The sequence below is a fragment of the Rugamonas aquatica genome (assembly GCF_009380215.1).
Taxonomy (GTDB): domain Bacteria; phylum Pseudomonadota; class Gammaproteobacteria; order Burkholderiales; family Burkholderiaceae_D; genus Rugamonas; species Rugamonas aquatica_B.
Genome location: NZ_WHUG01000001.1, coordinates 656900 through 679097 on the forward strand (window position 1 = coordinate 656900; position 22198 = coordinate 679097).

Annotated in this window: 21 protein-coding genes; 7 read left to right on the forward strand and 14 right to left on the reverse strand. The window is 60.6% G+C overall.

All coding sequences use genetic code 11. The annotated features are described in order from the left end of the window. Positions 1 to 12 precede the first annotated feature (12 nt). Positions 13 to 783, reverse strand: a complete 771-nt coding sequence (gene modA, locus GEV02_RS02825) for a molybdate ABC transporter substrate-binding protein (RefSeq protein WP_152836409.1) — start codon at positions 781 to 783, stop codon at positions 13 to 15. Between the two features lie 142 nt (positions 784 to 925). Further along, a complete protein-coding gene (locus GEV02_RS02830; protein WP_152836410.1) occupies positions 926 to 1294 on the reverse strand; it encodes a winged helix-turn-helix domain-containing protein in 369 nt (122 codons plus the stop codon). Between the two features lie 180 nt (positions 1295 to 1474). Between GEV02_RS02830 and GEV02_RS02835 the strand changes: the two genes are divergently transcribed. Then, positions 1475 to 2257 (forward strand): hypothetical protein, encoded by a 783-nt coding sequence (locus tag GEV02_RS02835; protein WP_152836411.1) that lies wholly within the window; start codon positions 1475 to 1477, stop codon positions 2255 to 2257. 11 nt (positions 2258 to 2268) lie between these two features. Here the strand turns inward: GEV02_RS02835 and GEV02_RS02840 are convergent, their stop codons facing one another. The 3 genes from GEV02_RS02840 to GEV02_RS02850 are packed head-to-tail and all read right to left on the reverse strand — an operon-like array spanning position 2269 to position 4600. Beyond that, positions 2269 to 2814: a hypothetical protein gene (locus GEV02_RS02840; RefSeq protein ID WP_152836412.1), complete on the reverse strand. Its 546-nt coding sequence runs from the start codon at positions 2812 to 2814 to the stop codon at positions 2269 to 2271. A 48-nt stretch (positions 2815 to 2862) separates the two neighbouring features. After that, complete coding sequence (locus GEV02_RS02845; protein WP_152836413.1) at positions 2863 to 3825, reverse strand: site-specific integrase; 963 nt, start codon at positions 3823 to 3825, stop codon at positions 2863 to 2865. Between the two features lie 4 nt (positions 3826 to 3829). After that, positions 3830 to 4600, reverse strand: coding sequence for an abortive infection family protein (locus tag GEV02_RS02850; protein WP_328595698.1), 771 nt, complete (start codon positions 4598 to 4600; stop codon positions 3830 to 3832). A gap of 212 nt (positions 4601 to 4812) precedes the next feature. Between GEV02_RS02850 and GEV02_RS02855 the strand changes: the two genes are divergently transcribed. The 3 genes from GEV02_RS02855 (at position 4813) to GEV02_RS02865 (ending at position 7235) form a co-directional block, all read left to right on the forward strand. Beyond that, complete coding sequence (locus GEV02_RS02855; protein WP_152836414.1) at positions 4813 to 5856, forward strand: DNA-binding protein; 1044 nt, start codon at positions 4813 to 4815, stop codon at positions 5854 to 5856. Positions 5857 to 5924: 68 nt separating this feature from the next. Then, positions 5925 to 6623 carry a hypothetical protein gene (locus GEV02_RS02860; RefSeq protein WP_152836415.1) on the forward strand — a complete coding sequence of 233 codons (699 nt, stop codon included), beginning with the start codon at positions 5925 to 5927 and terminating at the stop codon, positions 6621 to 6623. A 162-nt stretch (positions 6624 to 6785) separates the two neighbouring features. Further along, the gene (locus GEV02_RS02865) at positions 6786 to 7235 is read left to right on the forward strand and encodes a GNAT family N-acetyltransferase (RefSeq protein WP_152836416.1); all 450 of its coding nucleotides are present in this window, start codon (positions 6786 to 6788) and stop codon (positions 7233 to 7235) included. A gap of 98 nt (positions 7236 to 7333) precedes the next feature. On the opposite strand, the gene GEV02_RS02870 is transcribed toward GEV02_RS02865, so the two are convergent. From GEV02_RS02870 to GEV02_RS02880, 3 genes are all read right to left on the reverse strand, one after another. Further along, the gene (locus tag GEV02_RS02870; protein ID WP_152836417.1) at positions 7334 to 7897 is read right to left on the reverse strand and encodes a hypothetical protein; all 564 of its coding nucleotides are present in this window, start codon (positions 7895 to 7897) and stop codon (positions 7334 to 7336) included. Positions 7898 to 8379: 482 nt separating this feature from the next. Continuing rightward, a complete protein-coding gene (locus GEV02_RS02875; RefSeq protein WP_235922620.1) occupies positions 8380 to 8634 on the reverse strand; it encodes a nuclear transport factor 2 family protein in 255 nt (84 codons plus the stop codon). Positions 8635 to 8719: 85 nt separating this feature from the next. Further along, complete coding sequence (locus GEV02_RS02880; protein WP_235922623.1) at positions 8720 to 9379, reverse strand: MarR family winged helix-turn-helix transcriptional regulator; 660 nt, start codon at positions 9377 to 9379, stop codon at positions 8720 to 8722. On the opposite strand from GEV02_RS02880, the gene GEV02_RS02885 reads away from it, so the two are divergent. Further along, positions 9286 to 10476, forward strand: coding sequence for a serine hydrolase domain-containing protein (locus GEV02_RS02885; RefSeq protein ID WP_152836418.1), 1191 nt, complete (start codon positions 9286 to 9288; stop codon positions 10474 to 10476). The genes GEV02_RS02880 and GEV02_RS02885 overlap by 94 nt on opposite strands. On the opposite strand, the gene GEV02_RS02890 is transcribed toward GEV02_RS02885, so the two are convergent. Beyond that, positions 10473 to 12671, reverse strand: a complete 2199-nt coding sequence (locus tag GEV02_RS02890) for an OsmC domain/YcaO domain-containing protein (RefSeq protein WP_152836419.1) — start codon at positions 12669 to 12671, stop codon at positions 10473 to 10475. The two genes, GEV02_RS02885 and GEV02_RS02890, sit on opposite strands and share 4 nt — an antisense overlap. A 467-nt stretch (positions 12672 to 13138) precedes the next feature. Between GEV02_RS02890 and GEV02_RS02895 the strand changes: the two genes are divergently transcribed. Together GEV02_RS02895 and GEV02_RS02900 are read left to right on the forward strand one after the other, a co-directional pair. Continuing rightward, positions 13139 to 14056, forward strand: coding sequence for a hypothetical protein (locus GEV02_RS02895; RefSeq protein WP_174998935.1), 918 nt, complete (start codon positions 13139 to 13141; stop codon positions 14054 to 14056). A 33-nt stretch (positions 14057 to 14089) separates the two neighbouring features. Beyond that, on the forward strand, positions 14090 to 14581 hold the full coding sequence (locus GEV02_RS02900) for a hypothetical protein (protein ID WP_152836421.1): 492 nt from the start codon (positions 14090 to 14092) through the stop codon (positions 14579 to 14581). A gap of 52 nt (positions 14582 to 14633) precedes the next feature. Here the strand turns inward: GEV02_RS02900 and GEV02_RS02905 are convergent, their stop codons facing one another. The 5 genes from GEV02_RS02905 to GEV02_RS02925 form a co-directional block, all read right to left on the reverse strand. Continuing rightward, positions 14634 to 15047, reverse strand: a complete 414-nt coding sequence (locus GEV02_RS02905) for an SRPBCC family protein (protein WP_152836422.1) — start codon at positions 15045 to 15047, stop codon at positions 14634 to 14636. Beyond that, entirely contained in the window at positions 15044 to 15367 is a 324-nt protein-coding gene (locus GEV02_RS02910; protein WP_152836729.1) for an ArsR/SmtB family transcription factor, read from the reverse strand. The genes GEV02_RS02905 and GEV02_RS02910 overlap by 4 nt, the downstream gene beginning before the upstream one ends. A 79-nt stretch (positions 15368 to 15446) precedes the next feature. Further along, complete coding sequence (locus GEV02_RS02915; protein WP_152836423.1) at positions 15447 to 16691, reverse strand: hybrid sensor histidine kinase/response regulator; 1245 nt, start codon at positions 16689 to 16691, stop codon at positions 15447 to 15449. Next, positions 16684 to 18378, reverse strand: a complete 1695-nt coding sequence (locus GEV02_RS02920) for a chemotaxis protein CheB (protein WP_152836424.1) — start codon at positions 18376 to 18378, stop codon at positions 16684 to 16686. The genes GEV02_RS02915 and GEV02_RS02920 overlap by 8 nt, the downstream gene beginning before the upstream one ends. Next, positions 18375 to 22166 (reverse strand): response regulator, encoded by a 3792-nt coding sequence (locus GEV02_RS02925; RefSeq protein WP_152836425.1) that lies wholly within the window; start codon positions 22164 to 22166, stop codon positions 18375 to 18377. Before GEV02_RS02925 ends, GEV02_RS02920 begins: the two co-directional genes overlap by 4 nt. Positions 22167 to 22198 lie beyond the last annotated feature (32 nt).

Sequence of the window (22198 nt, forward strand, 5' to 3'; positions counted from 1 at the left end):
TGCGGTCCCTCCCTACTTGGCTGCCGGGGCTGCGGGCAGCACAAAGCCGTAGCGCGTCATCAGCGTCCGGGCCGGCTTGCTTTCCATGTAGTCGGCGAAGCGTGTGGCCAGCGCATTGCCGGCGGCGCGTTTGGTAATGATGTAGCCTTGCTCCAGCGGCTCGTGCAGTGTGTCCGGGATCAAGGCGTAACCTCCCTTGCTGGACAGCTCGGCGTTGAGGGCCAGCGACAAGGCGATGATGCCGACTTGGGCATTGCCGCTTTGAGCGTACTGTGCGGTCTGCGCGATGTTCTCGCCGTAGACCAGTTTCGGCTCGACCTTGTCCCACAGGCCGGCCGCACGCAGCGCTTCCTCGGCGCGCTTGCCGTATGGCGCGTGCTTGGGATTGGCGATCGCGATGCGGGTGATCTTGGCGTCGGTCAGGCTGGCCAGCGTCATTTTGCTGGCATCCATGGTCGCGCTCCACAACACGATGCGGCCGATCGCGTAGGGTCTTACCTCCGAGGAGGCGGCGCCGTTCTTGGCCAGCTCGCGTGGGAAGCCGATATCGGCGGAGAAAAACAGATCGTAGGGGGCGCCTTGCTGGATCTGCGTGTTGAAGTTGCCCGACGATCCATAGACGACACTCACTTCGTCGCTGGGGTTGCTTTTCTTGAAGGTCGCGACAATGTCATCCATGGCGAATTTCAGATCGGCGGCGGCCGCAATGGTGATCTTTTCCGCGTGGGCGGCCACCGGCAGCGCCAGTGCGCAGGCAAGCAGGAGGGAGCTGAACAGTTTCATCGGGTCTTGGCTTTCTTGTCGGGGGGCTATGATCGGGCGGATTCGGCCCGCTAGCCGGCCCATGCTTCGTTAGGTCAAAAATGACATAACGAAGTATAAAGTATTCCCGGCGTCAAATTTCATCCATCGTCGATGATAGCGGTTATGGCGTGGCGACCAACGCGCGCAGCGCCTCGAGTTCTGCGGTCGATTCGGCGTTGAGGCGCTCTTCAAGCGCGCCATAGCAGATGACCAGTTGCCGACCGAGCGGCGTAAGCGTGGCCCCGCCGCCGCCTTTACCGCCGCTGGAGGTCTCGACGACTGGGCGGCCCAGCGCTTGGTTCAGTGCGTCGAGCAGCAGCCACGCCCGCTTGTAGGGTATCTCCAGCGATCTGGCCGCCGCCGCGATCGAGCGCGTCTCGCCGATGCGTCGTAGCAGGTCGACCTTTCCGGGACCGATGGAGATGTGGTCGCCGATGTAGATGCGAGGGCGAACCAGGATAGCTTGTTGCGGCGAGTCGGCGATGTTCATGGGCCGAGCCTAGCGGAAAACCGGTGCAGCGGCAAGGTCACCCGAACAGGCCCGCCGCATGCCGCGACCTTGGCCGGCCACGCAGCGAAGCGACGTGGTGGTGGATACGAGTGGAATGGCGGTATTTGGCGCTATAATCTTTAATATTCTTAATGACGCGCCGGCCGCGCCAGGCCCCTGATGCGTTATCCCAAGCCGCAAAAAGGCAACCCGCACAAGCTGACGATCGACCAGCATATCTTTCCCAATGCCTGCATATCCCGCTTCGCCGGCGAGAATGGAACGGTGCAGGTACGCCGAAAAAGTGGCGAACCAGATCTGTGGCTCACGCCGAAGAACTCTTATTTTTGTGCGCGCCGGCTGTGGGATCAGAAGGCCGAAGCCGTCTTCATGAAGGCGATCGAGGATCGATATCAGGACGTCGCAAGAAACATCGTCGCCGGCACCGTGACCACGCTCGATGTCGAAATGACTGAGGCCGTCACCGACCTGTATCTGCTGTGGACGCTCCGGCACCAGCGTTACCTCAATCCGCTTCCCGACATTAGAATAAACATGGTGGCGCCGGAGCGTGAAATGTCGGTCGACACGCAGGAGATCCTGGAGTCGAATGGGTATCTGTTCGCCGCGCAAGACAACACCATCCCGAGCCGTTTCATGACCGGCATTCGCTTTGTCATCGAGATGGACAGGGAGCGGCAAAGAATGGCTGGCAAGCGATGGGGCATATTGACGTCGACCGAGGCCGAATTCCTGGTGCCGGACAATTTTTCGGCATATTCCGTGCTGCCATTGTCGCCGACGATTGCACTTGTGGAGGGGCACGCCGACCAGCGGATCGGCTTCAAACAGGTCGCAGACATCAACGGCCAGGCGGTCCACGGCTGCCGCCGCTATTATTTTGCCCGGGACATCACGCGCTGCCCGATCCTCAAACACGGCATCCTGGATGGTCTGTTCTAGAGTCCGACGGGCTAGGCTATTTCCTCTGCCGAGATCAGCCCAAGATCCACGAGCAACTGCCCCCAGACGAATACCAGCATGCAAACAAGATCGGGGCCGGAGATACTGTTGTTTCGCGTCCTGACCATGATTTCCTGAACGGCTGTAGGCTGCTGTCCAGCTGTGGCCGGATCGATTTGAAAGTCGATCATGGTGATCACTTCGGGGCCCGCGTCGGCATTCACCACGAAATGCTTGGCGGCAGTGGCAAGCTGAAAACTCATGTTCATCCACGGGTTGTTCGCTGTCAGGAAATTGCCAAAATCCCGTGAGCCGGCAATTTTGCGACCGGCGACCTGATGGAGAAAATCGAGCTGGCAAGCCCGACCAAGGGCCTCGTACACCCAGTCTTTCATCTGCCATGCACTTGTCACGGTGTTCATCACGGCATAGGCGCGCTGCGTCAAATCGTCAGGCGGGTTCTGGTGAAGTACGCCGGCTTCATACCGCATTTTGCGGAACAAGTCCGCTGGCGTTTGCAGGGAAAAGGTGCGGGCATTGTGATCAGCGGGTGGCATGGGCGACCTCCTCAAAATGCGATGTTATTGGTACCAGGAGCACTAAGGCTACAGCCTATCTAATTCGTGCACACGACGAAGTACTCCATGCTCCATCCGGTCCTTCGCGAACGAGACTGAGGCATCGAGATATCGTAACGCCGACTTGATGTCCCGCCAACCCACATATTCCATGAGGCTCTTCACGTCCCAGCCATCGGACGCCGCCCAATTCGCGAATCCCCGCCGCAGCGAATGGCCGCTGTATGCGCCAGCCGCGGCCAGTCCCGCATTTTTCAGCATTGCCCGCAACAGCGGCGCGATGCTGTCGATATGTAGGCCATTTTCTCCGACATGCCCCCAGCGATCAATCGCGCGATAGACGGGGCCGGAGGTCAGTTGCGCGGCACCGACCCAGTCCAGGTAGGCATCGACCGGACACAGGCGCGACAATGCGGGCGCCCGGAAAGTGGTGCCGAGATTTTGTCGATCGCCCTTGGTTCGACCGAGAAAGCAGCTGATGCCTTCGCCGGCGCTGGCCTCGACATGCTCGACACGGAGACGGCTCAGCTCGTCGCTGCGAAATCCACGCCAGAAGCCGAGCAGGATCAGCGACTTGTCGCGCAGATTGCGCAGCTCGCCGGCGCGATCGCTTCCACGCCGGGCGGCATCGACAGCGCGATCGAGCGTGCCAACGACGCGCTCCAGTTCATCGAGTTGCAGGGGTTTTGCCTGTTTCTCCTGCGCCGGATGCAGGGCCCTGATCCCGCGCATGGCCTGGCGGACAATCGGCGCCTTGGTTGGATCAGGAAAACCTTGGGCGGTGTGCCACTGGGCGAGCGCCGCTAGACGCTGCCGCAGCGTACCGACAGCCAGCGTATCGGCATATTCCGCTAGGTAGCGCGCCACGCCATCGGCTGTGGCGGGCAACATGCCTTTCCATTGCACTTCGAAGTGCTCGATGGCGGCGCGGTAACTCTGACGAGTGTTGTCCCGCGTCGCAGCTTCGATGTATTGATCGAGTTTTGACATGGGATCAGTGTCCGACCTTGACCCGGATATAGTTAAAAATTGTTCGGGTTGCATTGGCGGCCAGGTGGGCTTCCGGTTCGCCCAGCAGGTCCTCGGAAGGATGCGCAACGCTGCCGTTGTTACGCAGGGAGTTGATGGCGTCGATCGTGTTCGCAAACCCGTACAGCACGCGCACCAGATCCTTGTCATAGGAGCCCAGGTCCTTGAGTATCGGGTGAGCCGTGCGTAACGACTTGAACAACGCGGTGATCGAAGCGTCCTCCGCGACTGGGAGCGCGTTTTCGGCGCACAGGCTGCGAAAGTAGCCGTGCAGAGCGGTATGCAGGCGGTCGACCGTGCTGACAGGGCCACTCAGTTGCAACAGGTGCTCGGCATCGGCCAAGGCCCGAACCACCACATCCTCGCTCGACATGCCTGCCGGCGCCGCAGCCTGCACGTTTCCGGCCTCCATCAAAACAAACGCCGAAATCTCCGGGATCGCCGTGATCAGATGCCTGGTGAGCTTCGGATGATTGATCAGCAATTCGATGACGGCAGGATCGGTGCTGGCGAAGAATTCAAGCGCCTTGAATACGCAGTCGCGGTAGTCGTCATCCCCGAAATACAAGCTGCGCAGAAGTCGGTCGTGGCCTTGGATGTATTCGTGCTGGCCCGACTCGTAGCCGAATTCCTTCCAGTCGTCGGCCTTGAACTCTGAACCGATGGCACGCTGTAACGAGAGCATGAGCTTGCCGCGTTTTTTTGGGTCGAACATGAAATCGTCGATTGTTTCCACTGTGCCTCCAGGAAGAGCGCGACCGGATGTCGCGGCCAAACGCCGGATTACGAAACCTTGGGCTGAAAAGACGCCGTTTTATAGCATCACACCGGATAAACCCACTTTATCCGATGTGAAATCCAAACGCAATCAGCTTGAAAGCAGTTGAAATATAGTATGTAATAACGTGGTACGTAATATATTATCTTATTTCATCCTCGGGAGACCCCATGGCACGCAGCGGGCTATACAAATCGGACGTACAAAAGGCGCGTGACGCCCTCATTGCCCAGGGTGTAAACCCGTCGGTGGACGCCGTTCGCGTGGCGCTGGGGAACACGGGCTCCAAAACCACGATCCACAAGTACCTCAAGGAGTTGGAGGAAGAGGATGGCGGTGCCGGCCGCAGGCGCAGCTCGATCAGTGAGACGTTACAGGACCTAGTCGAACGGCTGGCCGTGCGGCTGGAGGATGAGGCCCAGGAACGGATAGCGGCGGCCCGCGTCGCATCCGATGCGAAGGCGGTCGAACAGGCGGCGCTGCTGCAGGCGGCCCAGAACGAAAATGCGCAACAACGGGCACGCGTGCTGGAACTGCAAGCGACCGTCCAGGAGCAGGCGGCGGCATTGGCGGCCAGCCGTAGCGACCTTCAAAGGGAATCGACTGCGCGTCAGGTCACAGAACAGCAAGTGACCGACCTGCAGCAACGGCTTGCCGAGAACGAGGCGCACCGCCAATCGCTAGAGGAAAAGCACCAGCACGCGCGCCAGGCCCTGGAGCACTATCGCCAGTCGGTAAAAGAGCAGCGCGAGGCCGACATCCGTCGCCACGAACAGCAGATCCAGCAAGTGCACGCCGAACTGCGGCAGGCACAACAGACGGTCGTCGTGAAACAGGAGGAAACGACCCGTCTAAACCAGGAGGGGGCGAAGTTGGTGTTGGAGTTGTCGCACACCAAGCAGAACCTTTACGAGCAGCTGACGCAGGTCCGCAAGCTGGAGCAAAAAGTCGATTCGCTGCAATCGCTGCATATGCACGCCTCCGATACCGAGCGCCAACTGGTCAGTAAAATCGCTGAAGCTGAACTACTGAACGAACAGCTGAACAATGCCAACGACCAGATCGCGCCGATCAAGGTACAGGTCCGGGAGTTGGAGCTCTTGCTGGCCCAGGCCAATGCGAAGGCGCAGGCACAGGAGCAAATCGGAGAGCAGCTGCGAGCCTATCTCGACAAGATCGCCGCCACTTCCACCGCGTCAGAGGACGGCAAGTAATCCATTCTTCACTTGATGCAACAAGGGCAAGCTTATAATTGTTTTTTGAGAAAGCAGCGAGGATGGTTATGAAAACACTGATATTGACGTGTTCGGCAGTAGTCGCCTTAACTGGGTGCGGGGAAACGGAGCGCTCTACGGCATCATCGGCAAAAACCACTTCCATTGCCCCAACAGTTCAAGTGGCGGGAGCACTGGCAGCATCCAGCCCCAGTGCCACCACAGTCGCGGACGTTATCCCGCAGGCAGCCTCAGTTGACGTGTGGGCCGACCTTAACCCAGAAACCTTTCGAAGACAGTACGATGAGCTGGCGAAGACTGACGGCAGCGATACGATCAAACGGATGAACAAGACAAAGGAAGGGGTTGTGGTGACGCTCAATGACGAGCGTTTTCAAATCGCGATAGCTGAAATGAAAAGGCTCGATCTGGCGAATGGCCGGTTCGAGAGCAAGCTTGGAATTCGGCTGTCCGTCAACGGGGCGCGCAAGGTAACGGAAATCAGGGTAGTGGGTGATCGATCTGATCCAATCAATCTCATGCGGTTCATCGGCGCAGTGGGTATGATCAACACTATGCTGAATCCTGGCCAAGACGAGAAAACCAACATGAACTTCATCGAATCTCTAAACCTCATGAGAGGCGATGATGACGCGTCCATTGGGCAGCCGGTTGCATCCTTCAATCACGGCGCCGCGTTTGCGTGTGTATCAGTGCCTTCCGAAAAATCGACAGGCCTTGGCTGCATTGTTACGCCGCGATCGTAGTTCGACGTTTCGATAAGCCTGCTCATGGTCAAAGGGTGATCACGGACCCGATACCTGTCCCGTGTCCACGCATTCTGCGTCCGCGCCTACCTCAGCAAGCCAGCAGCTAAATTTATCTCGATACGTTCAGTTGAGAATTAGGAAGAAAATCATAAAACCACTCTGGATCATTCGTCCCGCGACGCCGGAGGACCGGCACGCTATTGCCCGCCATCGCTATTTGGTGATGCAGAGAAGGAAACGGATCTCGATGCCTATTCGGCTTGGGTCGCCGAAGCAATTGAAGCAGGGCGCTATATCGGACTGCTCGTTGAACAAGACGGCAATACGATTGCGGGGGCGGGAATTACCGTGCTCGATTGGGGGCCGACAAGGGGCGATAGCTGCACTGAGCGGGGGAGGGTCGTGAACGTCTTTACCGCGCCGGCTTGGCGCCGCCATGGCATTGCCAAGCAACTCGTAACGGCCTTGATCGACATGGCGGAAACTCAAGGAATCAACACCTTCAGCCTGGCTGCGACGGACGACGCAGTAGATATGTACGCTCAGCTTGGCTTTGCGCCGTACCAGAGCGAGATGTTGCGTAAGGCAAAAGAAGGGGGCGTGATTTGAATTCGCATCAAATGTTGAGTGGACGGATCCGGCCGACAAGTGCGTGACTGAAGCCTTGCTGGCGTCAAGATGAAAAGGGTACTTGTGTGCTGCGATGATTAGGTGTGCGCTAAGGTCACTGCAGTCGCACCATAGAACGCGCTGCTGGCATTCTCAACGTACTGGCTTGGATTTGCAGGAAGAATCCAGGTCGCCACCAGTAAAAACCGTCCCGTGCAAGCAGGATCGAGATTTACGCGATCTCTAGCTGACTTCATGGCTTTCATAACGCGCTCGCCTGGCTCGGCAGGGAGTCGTTGCGCACCGCCGAGGAGCAACGTGACGGTAGATGATCGGCGGTGCGTGACGTCCGCCAGAACGTCTGCCAGCGTCAATTCGCCCATCCTTTCTACAGGGGGGCATTCAATCCCGCATTGCGCGCGAAGCACTTGAACGAGGTGCGGTAGCCCATCTTCAACCATGAGATGTGCGGCATCAACGACTGCAACGCACATCCCACCGGCCTGCAGCATTGGGGCCAGGTCCCAAAAAAATTGAGCGGACTCTTCGTTGGAGCGTACTTGAACAAACACGCCAGAAGCCAGTCCGTTATCGAGCGGCCCAGGAGACAGCAATTGCTTGGCTAACTGGCACGTACTCAGGGAGGGAATTGTCATGAGCATGAAGGGGCAGCTTAAACGGCGTCTTTGTCGCCATGTGGATACTCGAATGATACTCACTTCACGACGGATTGTCGAAACGGGGGATTTACGAACAATGTTTCCATCGGGGCGTTGATTACAGCAGTCCCAGCGGGTCTGGCTAGGGGCTTGAGTACTATCTGTATGAGAACTTCGCATTTCTGCCAGAGACGACATTGCCGCAACACCTGGCTGCGTGCTACCGCATCGACGACACCGTGGTTCCGGGATTACGTCAATCTGCATACTCGGAAAACGAGTGCAAATCTTTACCTAAACATGCATACGAGAAGTGAAAACGACTCAAAAGCTCCATGTATTCAGGTTTAGGTAACGGATGTATTCAGATTTAGGTAAGAGCACTACGAGGTGTATTTTGGAGAGAATTTTAAGGCTGACTGTATTTTACATAATATAAATTATGCGAAATTGGCCCTGTAGGAGCTAAGATGTAATGTCCGGTTCTAGCAAACCTCAAATGTCCGGCCTCCTACACGGTAACATGACATGATGAACTCGGAGCCGTCGGCCGCTTGCCAATATGTACGCTTGGCGAGCTTGGGGTCGATTCCGCGCTCCATGCGCGCTGGGTCGGTCTTGTGTTGCGACTCGATATAGTCGCGCACTGCGCGTTCGATCAACTGGTTGTCGGTAGCATCGGCGGCCTGAACCACCAGTGGCGAGACTGCGAACAAAAGCAGCATTAATGAGCGTTTCATGGAAAACCTTATCTCGTGGATAGCTCCAGCATGTAAGCATAAACCCCGGACTCAGGCAACCATTCGAAACTCCGCCAGGCGCTGCCTACTGCTCGCCGATACGATTCATGATGCGATCAAAGATGGATTGCCGCTCCAAAGCGTCGTCGAGCTTGTTCAATGACGCGACGACATTGCCCGCCTCGGCGTTCAGCTCAAGCGCCGCTTCATCAAATGCCGCCCAGACCGGCTGCAGCTTTGCGACCAGTTTCTTGCCGGCGGCGGTGAGCTTGATCTTTTTCTTGCGGGCGTCCTCGGGATCGGACTCCGATGTCACGATCCCGGACTTCTCAAGCGATTGCCGTGTCTGGCTCACAGAAACATGGGTGATCCTCAGCGTCGTCGCCAGTTCCCCCACAGTGGCGGAGCCCTTGATGGCCAATTGATTCAGCACGCCGAACCAGCGCTGCTCGAACGAAATTCCCAGCGCTGCGTACACCCGCGCCGAATCGCCATCGAGGCTTTCCGACAAGCGCCTTAGCCTGGCGCCAATAGCCGCCCCGCCGGCAACGCGCGAATAATCTTGCTTGCTCATGACTTCTATATTTTTCAGGTTGACATTTATGTAGGCACCTACGCATACTAGCACATCGACCTTGAGAAAGCGAAACCATGCCAGTCCCTGCTCCTGCCCCAGCATTTCCGATTTCCCGTCGTGCGTTTCTTGGCGCGGGACTGTCAGCGCTCCTGCTGCCGGGTGTTGCATCGGCGGATCGCCTGGCGGCGCCCTCCCCGGATCTGGAGTCCTTTATCCGGAGCGAAATGCGCAAGGCGAACATCCCAGGGCTGGCCGCCGGCTACGCCCGCGACGGCGTTGTGCGTTTTGCCCAAGGTTACGGCATGGCCGATATTGCCCAGCAAAAGGCCGTGTCCGCCAACACGATGTTTCACATCGCGTCGGTAACCAAGACAGTCACCGCAACCATGATTATGCGTTTGGCGGAACGCGGCAAGCTCACGCTGGACGAACCCATCGCGCGCCATCTGGACTTCGCCGTTGTGAATCCGCGATTCCGCGATACGGCAATCACGTTCCGGCAACTGCTGACGCACACATCAAGCATTTCCGACGCACGGTATTACGAGATCGATTTCCGGCAAAACGGTCGCGATGCCGAGCTCGCCCTGCCCGACTTCCTCAAGCAGTATCTCGCGCCCGGCGGTGTCAATTATTCGGACGCGGCATGCTTCTCGGCCGCGCGTCCAGGTGCGGCCTGGGGCTACAGCAACGTGGGCTTCGGCCTGCTGGGGCTTCTTGCGGGGCGCATCGGAGGGATGGACATGCGCGAACAAACGCGCAGGGATATATTCGCCCCGCTCGCCATGGGTCATACGAGCTGGACCATCAAAGACACCCCTCAATCACACAGCGCCGTGCCGTATGACCTCGTAGACGGGGCGCCGGTCGCCTTGAAACCGGTAGGCTTTCCAGATTGGCCGGCCGGCATGTTGCGCTCATCGATCAGCGACTTCATGAAGTTCGTCGCCGCGTCGGCGAACGGTGGCAGATCCGGCGGCGTCGAGTTATTGGGGGCGGCTGCCATGGCGCAGATGCTGGACATGCGAACACCGGCCGGGCTGCCTGAATGGCTTAGCGGCCAAGGTCTTGGCTGGATGGAGTCCGCGCTGGCCGGACAGGCGCGGCCCAACCATTGGGGTGGCGACCCCGGGGTGTTTACCGCCGTCTACCTTGCGCCCGCCACGCGCAGCGGCGTGGCTATATTCACCAACGTTGACGCGTCGGCGGAAAACAGAACCGCCGTCAAAAATATCGCCGATCGCCTTTTTCAGGCAGCGGCCTAAGCACTCGCCGCGTTGGCGCGCGCCTTGTGCAGCTTTTTGTAGCTGTCGATCAGGCGTTCGTGACGGTCGAGCCCTTCCAGCTTCATGCTGGTTGGCGTCAGGCCGGAGAAGCGCACGCTGCCGCCCACCGAGCCGATGACCGCGTCCATCCTGGCGTCGCCAAACATGCGGCGGAAGTTGACCTCGTACTCGTCCAGTTCCATGTCGTCATCCAGCTCCACTTCCAGCACCGCATTCAACGCCTGGTAGAACAAGCCGCGCTCGACCGAGTTGTCGTTGTATTGCAGGAAGGCTTCGACCAGCTCCTGCGCCTCTTCAAACTGCTGCAAGGCCAGTTGAATCAACAGCTTCAGCTCCAGCACCGTCAGCTGGCCCCACACCGTGTTCTCGTCGAACTCGATGCCGATCAGGGTGGCGATGTCGCCGTACTCGTCCAGCTCGCTGTTCTCCAGACGGTCGAGCAGCGCTTCCAGTTGCTTGTCGTCCAGGCGATGCAGGTTCAGGATATCGGCGCGGAACGACAGCGCTTTGTTGGTGTTATCCCAGATCAGGTCTTCTACCGGATAGACTTCCGAATAGCCCGGCACCAGAATGCGGCAGGCCGCGGCGCCAAGATGCTCGTACACCGCCATGTAAGACTCTTTGCCCATGGCTTCCAGAATGCCGAACAGCGTCGCTGCTTCTTCGGCGTTGGAATTTTCGCCTTGGCCGGAGAAATCCCACTCGACGAAATCGTAATCGGCCTTGGCGCTGAAGAAGCGCCACGACACCACGCCGCTGGAATCGATGAAGTGTTCGACGAAATTGTTCGGCTCGGTGACGGCGTTGCTGACAAAGGTAGGACGCGGCAAATCGTTCAAGCCTTCGAAGCTGCGGCCTTGCAGCAATTCGGTCAGGCTGCGCTCCAGCGCGACTTCGAAGCTTGGATGCGCGCCGAACGAGGCGAACACGCCGCCGGTACGCGGGTTCATCAGGGTCACGCACATCAGCGGGTACTGTCCGCCCAGCGATGCATCCTTCACCAGCACCGGGAAGCCCTGCTCTTCCAGGCCCTGGATGCCGGCCACGATGCCCGGGTACTTCGCCAGCACTTCTTGCGGCACGTCCGGCAAGGCGATTTCGCCCTCCAGGATTTCGCGCTTGACCGCCCTTTCGAAAATCTCCGACAGGCACTGCACCTGCGCTTCGACCAGCGTGTTACCCGCACTCATGCCATTGCTGACGTAGAGGTTTTCAACCAGGTTGGACGGGAAATACACGACCTCGCCGTCCGACTGCCGCACGAACGGCAGCGAGCAGATGCCGCGCTCCACATTGCCGGAGTTGGTGTCGTACAGATGCGAGCCGCGCAGCTCGCCGTCCGGGTTGTAGATTTCGAGGCAGTATTCATCGAGGATTTCAGCCGGCAACGCATCTTTGCGGCCTGGCTTGAACCAGCGCTCGTTCGGGTAGTGGACAAATTCGGCGTTGGCGAGGTCTTCGCCCCAGAATGCACCGGCGTAGAAGTGGTTGTTGTTCAACCGCTCGATATACTCGCCCAGCGCCGACGCCAGCGCGCTTTCCTTGGTCGAACCCTTGCCGTTGGTGAAGCACATCGGCGAGTGCGCGTCGCGGATGTGCAGCGACCATACGTTGGGAACGATATTGCGCCATGACGCGATTTCAATCTTGATGCCTAAACCTGCCAGCAGGCCCGACATGTTGGCGATGGTCTGTTCCAGTGGCAGATCCTTGCCCGGGATGTAGGTGCGCACTGCCGAATCCGGATTCAGCACCAGCAAGCCCTGGGCGTCGGCATCCAGGTTCTCGACTTCTTCGATGACAAAATCAGGGCCTTCTTGCACTACTTTTTTCACGGTGCAGCGGTCGATGGAACGCAAAATCCCCTGGCGATCCTTGTCGGAGATATCCGCCGGCAACTCCACCTGAATCTTGAAAATCTGCTTGTAGCGGTTTTCCGGGTCAACGATATTGTTCTGGGACAGGCGGATATTTTCGGTTGGAATATTGCGGGTATTGCAATACAACTTCACGAAATAAGCTGCGCACAAGGCCGATGACGCGAGAAAGTAATCGAACGGTCCGGGCGCCGAGCCATCGCCTTTGTAGCGAATAGGCTGGTCGGCGACCACCGTGAAGTCATCGAACTTGGCTTCGAGACGAAGCTTGTCGAGAAAGTTGACCTTAATTTCCATGAAAGAATCCCAAATAGCGCTCAAAATTGATGTAGCCGCTATTATCCGTTCTTTTAGCCGCACAGCATAGGTTGAAGACTGCCGCCAGTTCTTGTCCTTGTCGCCCAGGTATTTCTGATTGAGCCTCGTCCAGCCATTCGGCGCCCAATGGATCGTTAGTCGCTATCGCGCGACGTGTTCGTTTCCCTACCTCATAGTTTTACGCCCTGCCATGACGCCGATCAACAACTATTGCGATACTGCGTTACACGTTCACCGCAGCGCAATAAACCGTCATATTCCGTTGTAATATTGCATCAAACATAACGTTTACAAAAAAATATTTAATCCATATACTTTTTCGGTGCTGACGATCGCAGCCGGAAGCCAGCGACGGAGGCATTCAGGAACGTAATGACCATGGCCGTATTTTTGGTGAAATGCTGATTTACATCTCGCAAATTAATCCACAAAAAATAGGAAAAATAATGGCATCAACACTTTCTCAAAGCTTCAAACCGCTACGCGTCGCGGCGGCCCTTCTGGCGTGCTCGGTTGCGCTGCAAGCCTCGGCGGCGCACAGCTACACCGACAAGCTGGTCGCCGGCGAGACTCTGCAAGCCAACGAATCCATCAAACCTATCGATAACAACCTCGTCTATCTGGTCATGCAGGGCGACGGCAATCTGGTGCTGTATCGCCGATCGGACAACGTGCCTCTGTGGCACGCCAATAGCTGGGGCCATCCGGGCGCGACTACCGTGATGCAGGGCGACGGCAATCTGGTAGTCTACGGTCCCAATAACGAGGTGCTGTTCCACACCAATACCTGGAACAATCCCGGCTCCTACCTGCATTTGCTCTCCAGCGGCAACCTGGTGGTGAAATCGGCCAACAACACCGTGCTGTGGGCCAGCAATACGTCGGTTCAGCCTGTTCCTACGTACTCCACGCCTTCGTACCAGCCGACTTACTGGAACGATAACGGCACCGCCCAGCACAATAACAACTGCTACAACTACGCCAACAACAAGCGTACCGACACCTTCGCCCAGCCTGGCCGCGCGCACGGCGTGAGCGGCTATCCGATGACGGGATCGGCCGTGTACAACGCAGCCGTTGCCGACGGTCTGGTGCCGACCACCGCCAGCGGCACTTCGCCGGACGGCAAAACCAAAATCGCGCTGGTGGTCGCCCCTGGATACGACTACCATTGGTATCGTCAAGACAGCGATGGCCGTTGGACCCACAAGCCGGGCCAAACCCGCGCTACCGACGTCGACAACAGCGGCGTAACGATCTCCAATCCCGAAACGGCCAATCGCGGCGTCTACACGCAGTTCGTAGGCTACTTCTTCACGCCGTCGGACGCAGTCCAGGGACAGGGCAAAGCGGACATCCGCTAATCCGATCACTCCACACAGACAGGACATATCCATATGAAGCAATCTTTTATCAAGCACGCGCTACTGGTGGTCGGCACATTTTGCGCTCTGACGGGCGCGCAGGCGGGGGAAATCGTGAAGGCGTTGAAAGTTGAACTGCTGGTCTTCTCCGGCCGCCCCAACCCGACTTTCGTCGTGACCGACCCAGTCCAGATCAAGGAGATCCTGGCGCTGGCGAAAAACCTGCCGAAGAAAAAAGGCGTCAGCGCAAGCGACACCGACCAGCCTGAACCTAAACTCGGCTACCAGGGCTTTATCGTCACCAACAATTCGGATGTGTCGTCCGACATCAAGTCGTTCGCGGTGCATGGTTCGAATGTGCATCTGGCGCTGGTGACGGGCGCCAAGGAAGCCGGCAAGTCCGCCGTCGTGCAGGCTGCCGCCGTCGATGCGGACAGCGCGCTGGAAAACAAGCTGCTCGCGCAAGGCCAGAAAACCGGCGCGGTCGATGACAAGCTGCTGGAGTTTATTGAGAACTCCAAGTAATCCCTCGTAAGTCCGATGGAGCGCCACAGCTGGCGCTCCATCTCCCTCCAGGTTACGCGGCCTCTTTCTCCACCAGCTGTTCCAGTGCGCCGAAGAATTTCTGCCAGCCGAACTTGGCGCCTTGATAGGCCTGCTCCTGATCGGCGCGGAATCCCGACTGTTCCATCCTCAAGTGCGTGCCTTTGCCGCTGGCTTCCAGCGTCCAGGTGACGACGCTCTCCAGGCCCATGGCCGACCATGTGTAGGCCAGCGTCTTGATCGGCTCGATCTCCGTCACGCGGCAATCGACCGTGCCCCAGTCAGCCTTGAAATTGAAGTGATGTCCCGCCACAGGCAGGAAATCGCTCTTCATCAGCCAGGCTTCGATCAGGTGCGGCTGGGTCAGCGCGCGCCAGAGTTTTTCCGGCGGATGCGCAAACTCCCGTTCAACAACGACGGTACGGAGTTCAGGTGCGATAGCGTTCATTGGTCCATCCTTTGCAGTAAGTTTTCAAGATCGTCGAACCGGTCGTCCCAGAAGCGAGCCATCTGGTTGGTCCAGTCGAGCAGCGGAGCCAGCGCCTTGACTTGCGCGCTGTAGTGGGTCTGGCGCCCTTCGTGCCGGTCGAATACGAGCCCGGCTTGCTTCAACACGGCCAAATGCTTGGATACGGCGGGCTGCGAAACCTCGGCCTGCGCGGTGAGCCCCCCGACCGTCTGCTCGCCATCGGCGCACAGACGCTCGAAGATCGCCCGCCGCGTTGGATCGGCCAGTGCCCGGAAAATCGCGTCGTGAGAATTTGTCATTTCAATCCATAACCGTGTGGTGATTAATTGAATCATAACCCTGCGGTTATCGATCGTCAAGCGAAAAATGTGTGTGTAGTCAGGTCGGCGTGACCAGAGGGGCCTTGGCGGCCAGCAGGATGTTGAAGACGGCGCCGCAAGGCACGCCGTCGGCCACCTCGATGGTGCCGCCCAGCAGGCCGGTGACCAGGTTGTAGCAGATGCTCATGCCCAGCCCGCTCCCGCCCTTGCCCAGGCGCGTGGTGAAGAAGGGATCGAACACATGCTGCTTGACTTCATCCGTCATGCCGTTGCCGTCGTCGCGGTAGATCAGCCGAACATTGTCGCCCTCGGCGCGGGCCTCCAGCGAGATCACGCCCTCGCTGCGGCCATCGAAGCCGTGCAGCACCGAGTTGCCGATCAGGTTGGACAGGATCTGGTCCAGCGGCCCCGGATAGCTGTCCATCCACAGCCCGCCCGGGATGTTGACGGCGATTTTGTACGGCGTCTTGCGCAAGGTGGTGTTCATCAGGATGACGACGCCGCTGACGATATCCTTGAGGTCGAAGGTGCGGCGCTGCGAGCTGGCGTGATCGACCGCCACCTGCTTGAAGTTGGACACCAGCTCGGCCGTGCGGAACATCCCGCGCAGCATCAACTGGGACGCGGTGCGCGCGCGGCCCAGATGCTCCAGCAACAGCGAGCGCTTCAAAGGCTGGCCGCTGTTGAACATCTGCTCCATTTCGGCGATGTCGACATCCAGCGTCGAAGCCACCGTCATGCAGTTGCCGATCGGCGTATTGAGCTCGTGCGCGACGGCGGCCACGATGGGGCTGAGCGCCGCCAGCTTTTCCGATTGCACCAGCTTATCCTGCGTCATGCGCAGGCGGTCCAGCGCTTCCTGCAATTGCCCGTTGGACGCCTGCAAATCAAGCGCATGCTTTTCCAGCGCGGCCTCGCGCTCGTGCAGGCTCTGGTACAGGCGCACGCGGTTCAGCAGCAAATTGTCGTCGAGCGGCTTGGCCAGGTAATCGACCGCGCCCAGGCCGTAGCCGCGCTTGCTGAACTCCTCGGCCTTCAGGGTAGCGGTGACGAACACGATAGGGATATTGCGGGTGCGCTCGGTCATTTGCAGATGCAAGGCCGTTTCGAAGCCATCCATCTCCGGCATTTGCACATCGAGCAGGATCAGGTGCACATCCTGTTCGACGGTCAGCAGCAGGCAGGCCGCGCCGGACGCCGCCTCCATGACGGCACAGCCGGGCAGGCGCCCGAGCAAGGCGCGCAAGGTCAGGCGGTTGTTGACGTTGTCGTCGACCACCAGGATGTTGAAGCATTCAGGCATGATGCCCCTCCGCACGCCGATACACGTAGTTGCCGCCCGGGTGAGGCACAAACCCCTGCTCCAGCGCGACCAGGTTCAAGCCGTCCTGCGGGCCCAGCACCAGAAAGCCGTCCACATGCAGCGAACGGGCAAAGCGCTGCAAGACCTGACGCTGTAGCTCGACGTCGAAATAGATTAGCACATTGCGACATACGATCAGCTGAAACTCATTGAAACTGCCGTCTCCGGTCAGCGAGTGCCGGTGGAACAGCACTTTCTGGCACAGGCGCGGCACGATTTCCAGGAAACGCCGTCCCGGCGAGAGGTAGTCGTCGAAGCCGCCGCGGCCGCCGCTGGCCTGGTACTGGCTGCGGTTGAGCGCAAGCGATCCGGCCGGGAACAGACCGCTCTTGGCCTGGTCCAGCAGGTAGGGATTCATGTCGGTGGCGAACAGGTGGCTGCGTTCAAGCAGGCCCAGCTCCTCCAGCATGATGGCCAGCGAATAGGCTTCCTCGCCGCTGGAGCAGCCGGCCGACCACAGTTTAATCAGCGGGAAGCTGGCCAGGTAAGGCAGCACGTCCTCGCGCAGCTGCCGCAGCTGGGCCGGGTGCCGGAAGAAGCTGGTGACGCCCACCGGCAGCTCGGCCTCCAGCCGCTCGAACAGCGCGGCGTCGGACAGCAGCGCGCGCTGGAACTGGTCGAAGCCGGCGTGGCCGCACTGCCCCATCAGCAGCTGGATGCGGCGCTGCAGGCTGGCGCGCTGGTAGTGGCGGAAGTCGTGGCCGTATTGCTGGGCCAGCGCATCCAGGAACAGGTTGAGCAGCTTGCCTTCCGGCGCCGCGTCCGGGCCGGCCACGGTGGCGGCGACCACGCTGGTCAGCGGCGCCAGCGCCAGCACGTGGTCGGCGTGGCCGGCGACGTGGACCGCATCCGGCATGACGCGGGCATCGCCGCATTCGGCGCCATCCTCGACCAGCACGCTGGCGCCGGCCGCGCGCAAGGCGGCACAACCGTCGACGCCGTCGCAGCCATAGCCGCACAGCACCACCGCCAGCGCCGCCTCGCCGTATTCGTAAGCCATCGACTCCAGCAGCAGGTCGATCGATGGCCGTGAGTATTGCACCTTGCGGTCGCGCGTCAGATACACCAGGCCGTGCGCCACCTTCATGTGGTAGCCGGGCGGCGCTACGTGGATGGTGCCCGGCTTCACCGGCATCAGCTGCTGCGGCATGACGACCAGGTAGTTGGTGCGCGTCTTCAGCAGCTGGTCCAGCAGGTTCTGCTGGTTTTCATCGACATGCTGCACGACGAACACGGCCACGTCGGCCAGCGGCAAGTGGCCGACCAGGTGCAGGATCTTGTCCAGGCTTTCGGCCGATCCGCACAGGGCCAGCGCGCGGCAGCGCACGGCGGCGGCGCGCACCGGCTGCGGCGCCACGTGGCGCACCGGCAGCGACAGACGCATCAGGCTGCGCGCCAGCAGCACGTGATAGGCGACGATCTTCAGCAGCCCGCCGCGCTCCAGCCGCGCCGCCAGCAGATCGAGGATGGCGCGCGGCAGCTGGTCGGCGTCGTAGAAGATCAGTTCGATCTCCTGTTCGGCCGGCGCGTCCAGCGCGGCGGCCAGCCGGTCGCCGTCGGCCTCCAGCTCGCGGCCCAGCACCGCGATGCGCCATTTGCCGCCCTGCTCCTGCGCCGCCACACTCATGACACGCGGCCGCCGCACCACTTGACGGCCTTGGCTACCAGCACGTCGTAGTCCACCGGCTTGGACAGGTAATCGTCGGCGCCGCTGGCCAGGATGTCGGCCATGTCGGCCGGCGACGCCTTGGCCGAGATGGCCACGACCGGGATGCTGCTCAAGGTGCTGTCGGCGCGCAGCGCGGCGATGGCTTGCATGCCATCCATCTCCGGCATCATGATGTCCATCAGGATCAGGTCGACGCGCTGCTCGCGCAGCAAATCCAGCGCGCGGCGGCCGTTGACGGCGTTGCTGATCTTGGCGCCGTGGCGCTCCAGCGCGGCCGTCATGACGAACAGATTGCGCGGATCGTCGTCGACCACCAGGATGTGCTTGCCGTTGAGCGGCTTGCCGTCGCGGCCCGAGGCTATCTTGGCCGCTGGCGTGCTGCGCTGCTGCGGCACGGCGCGCAGGAAGCGCTCGACGTTTTCCAGCAGGCGGCGGTCGGCCTGGCCGGTCTTGACGATCACGCATTCGGACCAGCGGCGCAGCGCAGCGCTGTCCACGTCGCCGGGGTTGTCGATGGCGTAGAACACCAGCGCGATGCCGGGGTTGGCGTCGCGCAGTCTGGCGGCCAGGTCCAGGCTCGATTGCAGCGGCGCGCGGCCCAGGTCGATCACGGCCAAAGGCCAGCGCTGCTGTTGCAGCAAGGCGTCCAGCGCCGGGCCGGGCGCGGCCGCCTGCACCGGCCCATGGCCGCTGCCGATGATGGCGCCGACTTCGGCGCCGGTGATGCCGCCGTTCTCGATCACCAGGATGCCGCTGCCGCCCGCGGCCACACGCGCCACCGCGCCGAGCAACGCCACTTCGGCCCGCTCAAGCAGCATGTCATTCGCCGGCTTTTGCAGGAAGCCTATCGCGCCCTGCAACAGCAAGGCGTCGTCGCGGTCGCGCGAGGAAACGATGTGGACTGGAATCGGCGCCAGCTCCGGCCGGCTCTTGAGTTGATGCAGCACCTCGCTGCCATCCATGTCCGGCAGCGACAGGTCCAGCAGGATGCCGCGCGGCTTGTGGCGCGCCGCCAGCGTCAGGCCCTCGGCGCCGGTGCGCGCCAGCACGGTCTTGTAGCCCAGCCGCCGGTTCATGGTCAGCACGCTCAGGCAGAAAGCCTCGTCGTCGTCGACCAGCAGGATCACCAGATCGTCGGGCCCCAGTTGAGCGCGGTCGTCGGCCTGCGGCGCGACGGCAGGCGCCGGCGCGGACACCGGCAGCGCCTCCGCGCCGGCGCCGGCCGCGACTTCCGGCAGCAATACCATAAACTCGCTCCCCTGCCCCGGCTCGCTGTTCAGTTCGATGACGCCGCCCAGCATCTGCACGAAGCGCTGGCTGATGGTCAAGCCCAGTCCGGTTCCGCCGAACTCGCGCGAGGTCGAGCCGTCGGCTTGCTGGAACGCTTCGAAGATCACGGCCCGCTTGTCGACGGCGATGCCGATGCCGGTATCGCGCACGCTCAGGCACAGCGGCAGCGCCGCGCCCGGCCGCCGGTTGATGGTGAAGCTGACGCCGCCCTCCCGCGTGAACTTGACGGCATTGGCCAGCAGATTGCGCAGCACCTGCGACAGCTTGTCCCAGTCGCTGACGAAGTCGCCTTGCAACTGGTCGGTGACGGTCAGGCTCAGGCCCTTGTCGCGCGCCATGTGTTCGAACATGCCTTGCAGATCCGCGCAGACCTGGGCGCTGGCCACCGGCGCCAGATGCACGTCCATGCGGCCCGCTTCGACCTTGGACAAGTCCAGCACGTCGTTTATCAGCCGCAGCAAGTCCTGGCCCGAGCGGTGTATCACCTGCGCCCATTTGTGGGCCTCGCCGCTGACGCCGACCGAATCGTCGCTGCACATCATCTTCGACAGCAGGATGATGGAATTGAGCGGCGTGCGCAGTTCGTGCGACATATTCGACAGGAATTCGGATTTGTATTTGCTGGCCTGGTCCAGCTGCTGCGTGCGGATCTCCTGCAGGCGCCGCGATTCCTGCAGGTCGGCATTCTGCTGCTGCAACTGCTGCTGTTGTTCTTCCATCTGCGCGTTGGTCTGCTGCATTTCCTCGGCCTGCTGCTGCAATTGCTGCTGCTGTTCTTCCATCTGCGCATTGCTTTGCTGGAGCTCCTCGGTCTGCTGCTGCAACTGCTGCTGTTGCTCTTCCATGCGCGCATTGTTTTCCTGCAGCTGCTCGGTGCGCTGTTGCAGTTGCCGCTGCTGTTCCAGCATCTGGTCGTTGGCCGCGCGCAGTTGCTCGCTCTGGGCGCGCATCTCCTTCTCGCCGGCCTCGCTGGCCAGCAGCAGCTTGCGGATATGGGCCCGCTGGTCGGCCACGAACAGCAGCGACGACAGCAGCGTCGTCACATTGTTGAGAAACTCGACGCGGCGCTCGTCGAAGCCGACCATGCTAGCCAGTTCCAGCACGCCGACCAGTTCCTTCTCGTGCACCAGCGGGTAGGTGTAGGTGTAGCGCGGCGTTTGCTGCACGGTGCCGGTGACGATGGGCGCGGGCCCGTCGTCGGCCACCGCCAGGATGATGGGCTTGCGTTCGCGCGCGACCTGGCCGACCGCGCCCTCGCCCAGCGCATAGCGGGCGCCGATGCGGTTGCGCTCGGTGTACATATAGCTGCCGATCAGCTCCAGCTGCTCGCTCGCTTCGACGTAGCGGTAGAACACGCCCCGCCCCGCGCCCAGGTAGCGGCCTATCATGGCGACGGCGCTGTCGGCCAGCTGTTCCGAGCTGAGGTCGCCGCTTAGCGAGCTGGACAGTTGTGCGTAGCCATCCTTGAGCCAGTTGCGGCGCTCGTCCTCTAGCTTACCTGCCCGCAACAGCCGTATCATTTCATTCAATGCCTTGCCCAGCCTGTCGTGCTCGGACGACAGCTGCACTTCCTGCTCCAGGTCGCCCTTGCCGATGGCCTCGGCGCGGCTGGCCAGGCGTTCCATGGCGGCGATCATGGTCTTGATCCTGGCCATCACGCTGTCGGTGTCGCCCGGCCGCAGCTCGATGCGCTCGGTCAGGTCGCCGGTGGCAAAGCGGGCCGCTACGCCGGCCGCCACTTCGGGATCGCCGCCCAGCTGGCGGATGATGGAGCGCGCCGTGCCAAAGCCCATGCCGCCGATCAGCAGCACCATGGCGGCGCCTATGCCCAGCGTGATGTACAGCGCGTCGCTCTTGACGACCACGGCCTTGGCCGTGAAATCCCGGGCGACGTCGACGTTGTAGGCGATATGTTTGGTGATGAGTTCATGCAGCTCGTTGGCCAGCGGATCGGCCTCCAGCATCAGGCTGCGCGCCGTGGCCTCTTCGGCCTTGCCGCCGCGCGCCGCTTTCAGGATGTCGTCGACGATGGAGTCATACTTGGCCCAGACGACTTTTTCCTTCTCCAGGAAAGCCTTGTCGGTGTTGTCCGCGTAGCAGTTGGTGCCCAGGCAGCCGTCGATGTCGTACTTGTTGATGGCGTCGAACACCGCCTGGCGGCCGGCCTTCAGCTGCCGCTCCGACTCTTGCGTGGATTCGCCCGCATAGCTGTGAACATGCCGGCTGAGGTGCACGGCGAGCTGCAAAAAACTTCTGCGCATTTCGTCGAGCACCACCAGGCTGGGCGCCGCGTTGACGTTGCCGAAGTTGGCGCCGTCATAGACCCGCTCCGTTTGAAAGTGATTTACCGCCGTCACCGTCGCCAGTCCCAGCAAGGCGGTCAGGGTCAACGCCGCCATCTTGGCGGCCACCGTGCGCATCATGTCCATCCCCCCAAGCATAGCGGATGCTTTCATTGTGCCTCCAAAAAATACACTACGGAACAATT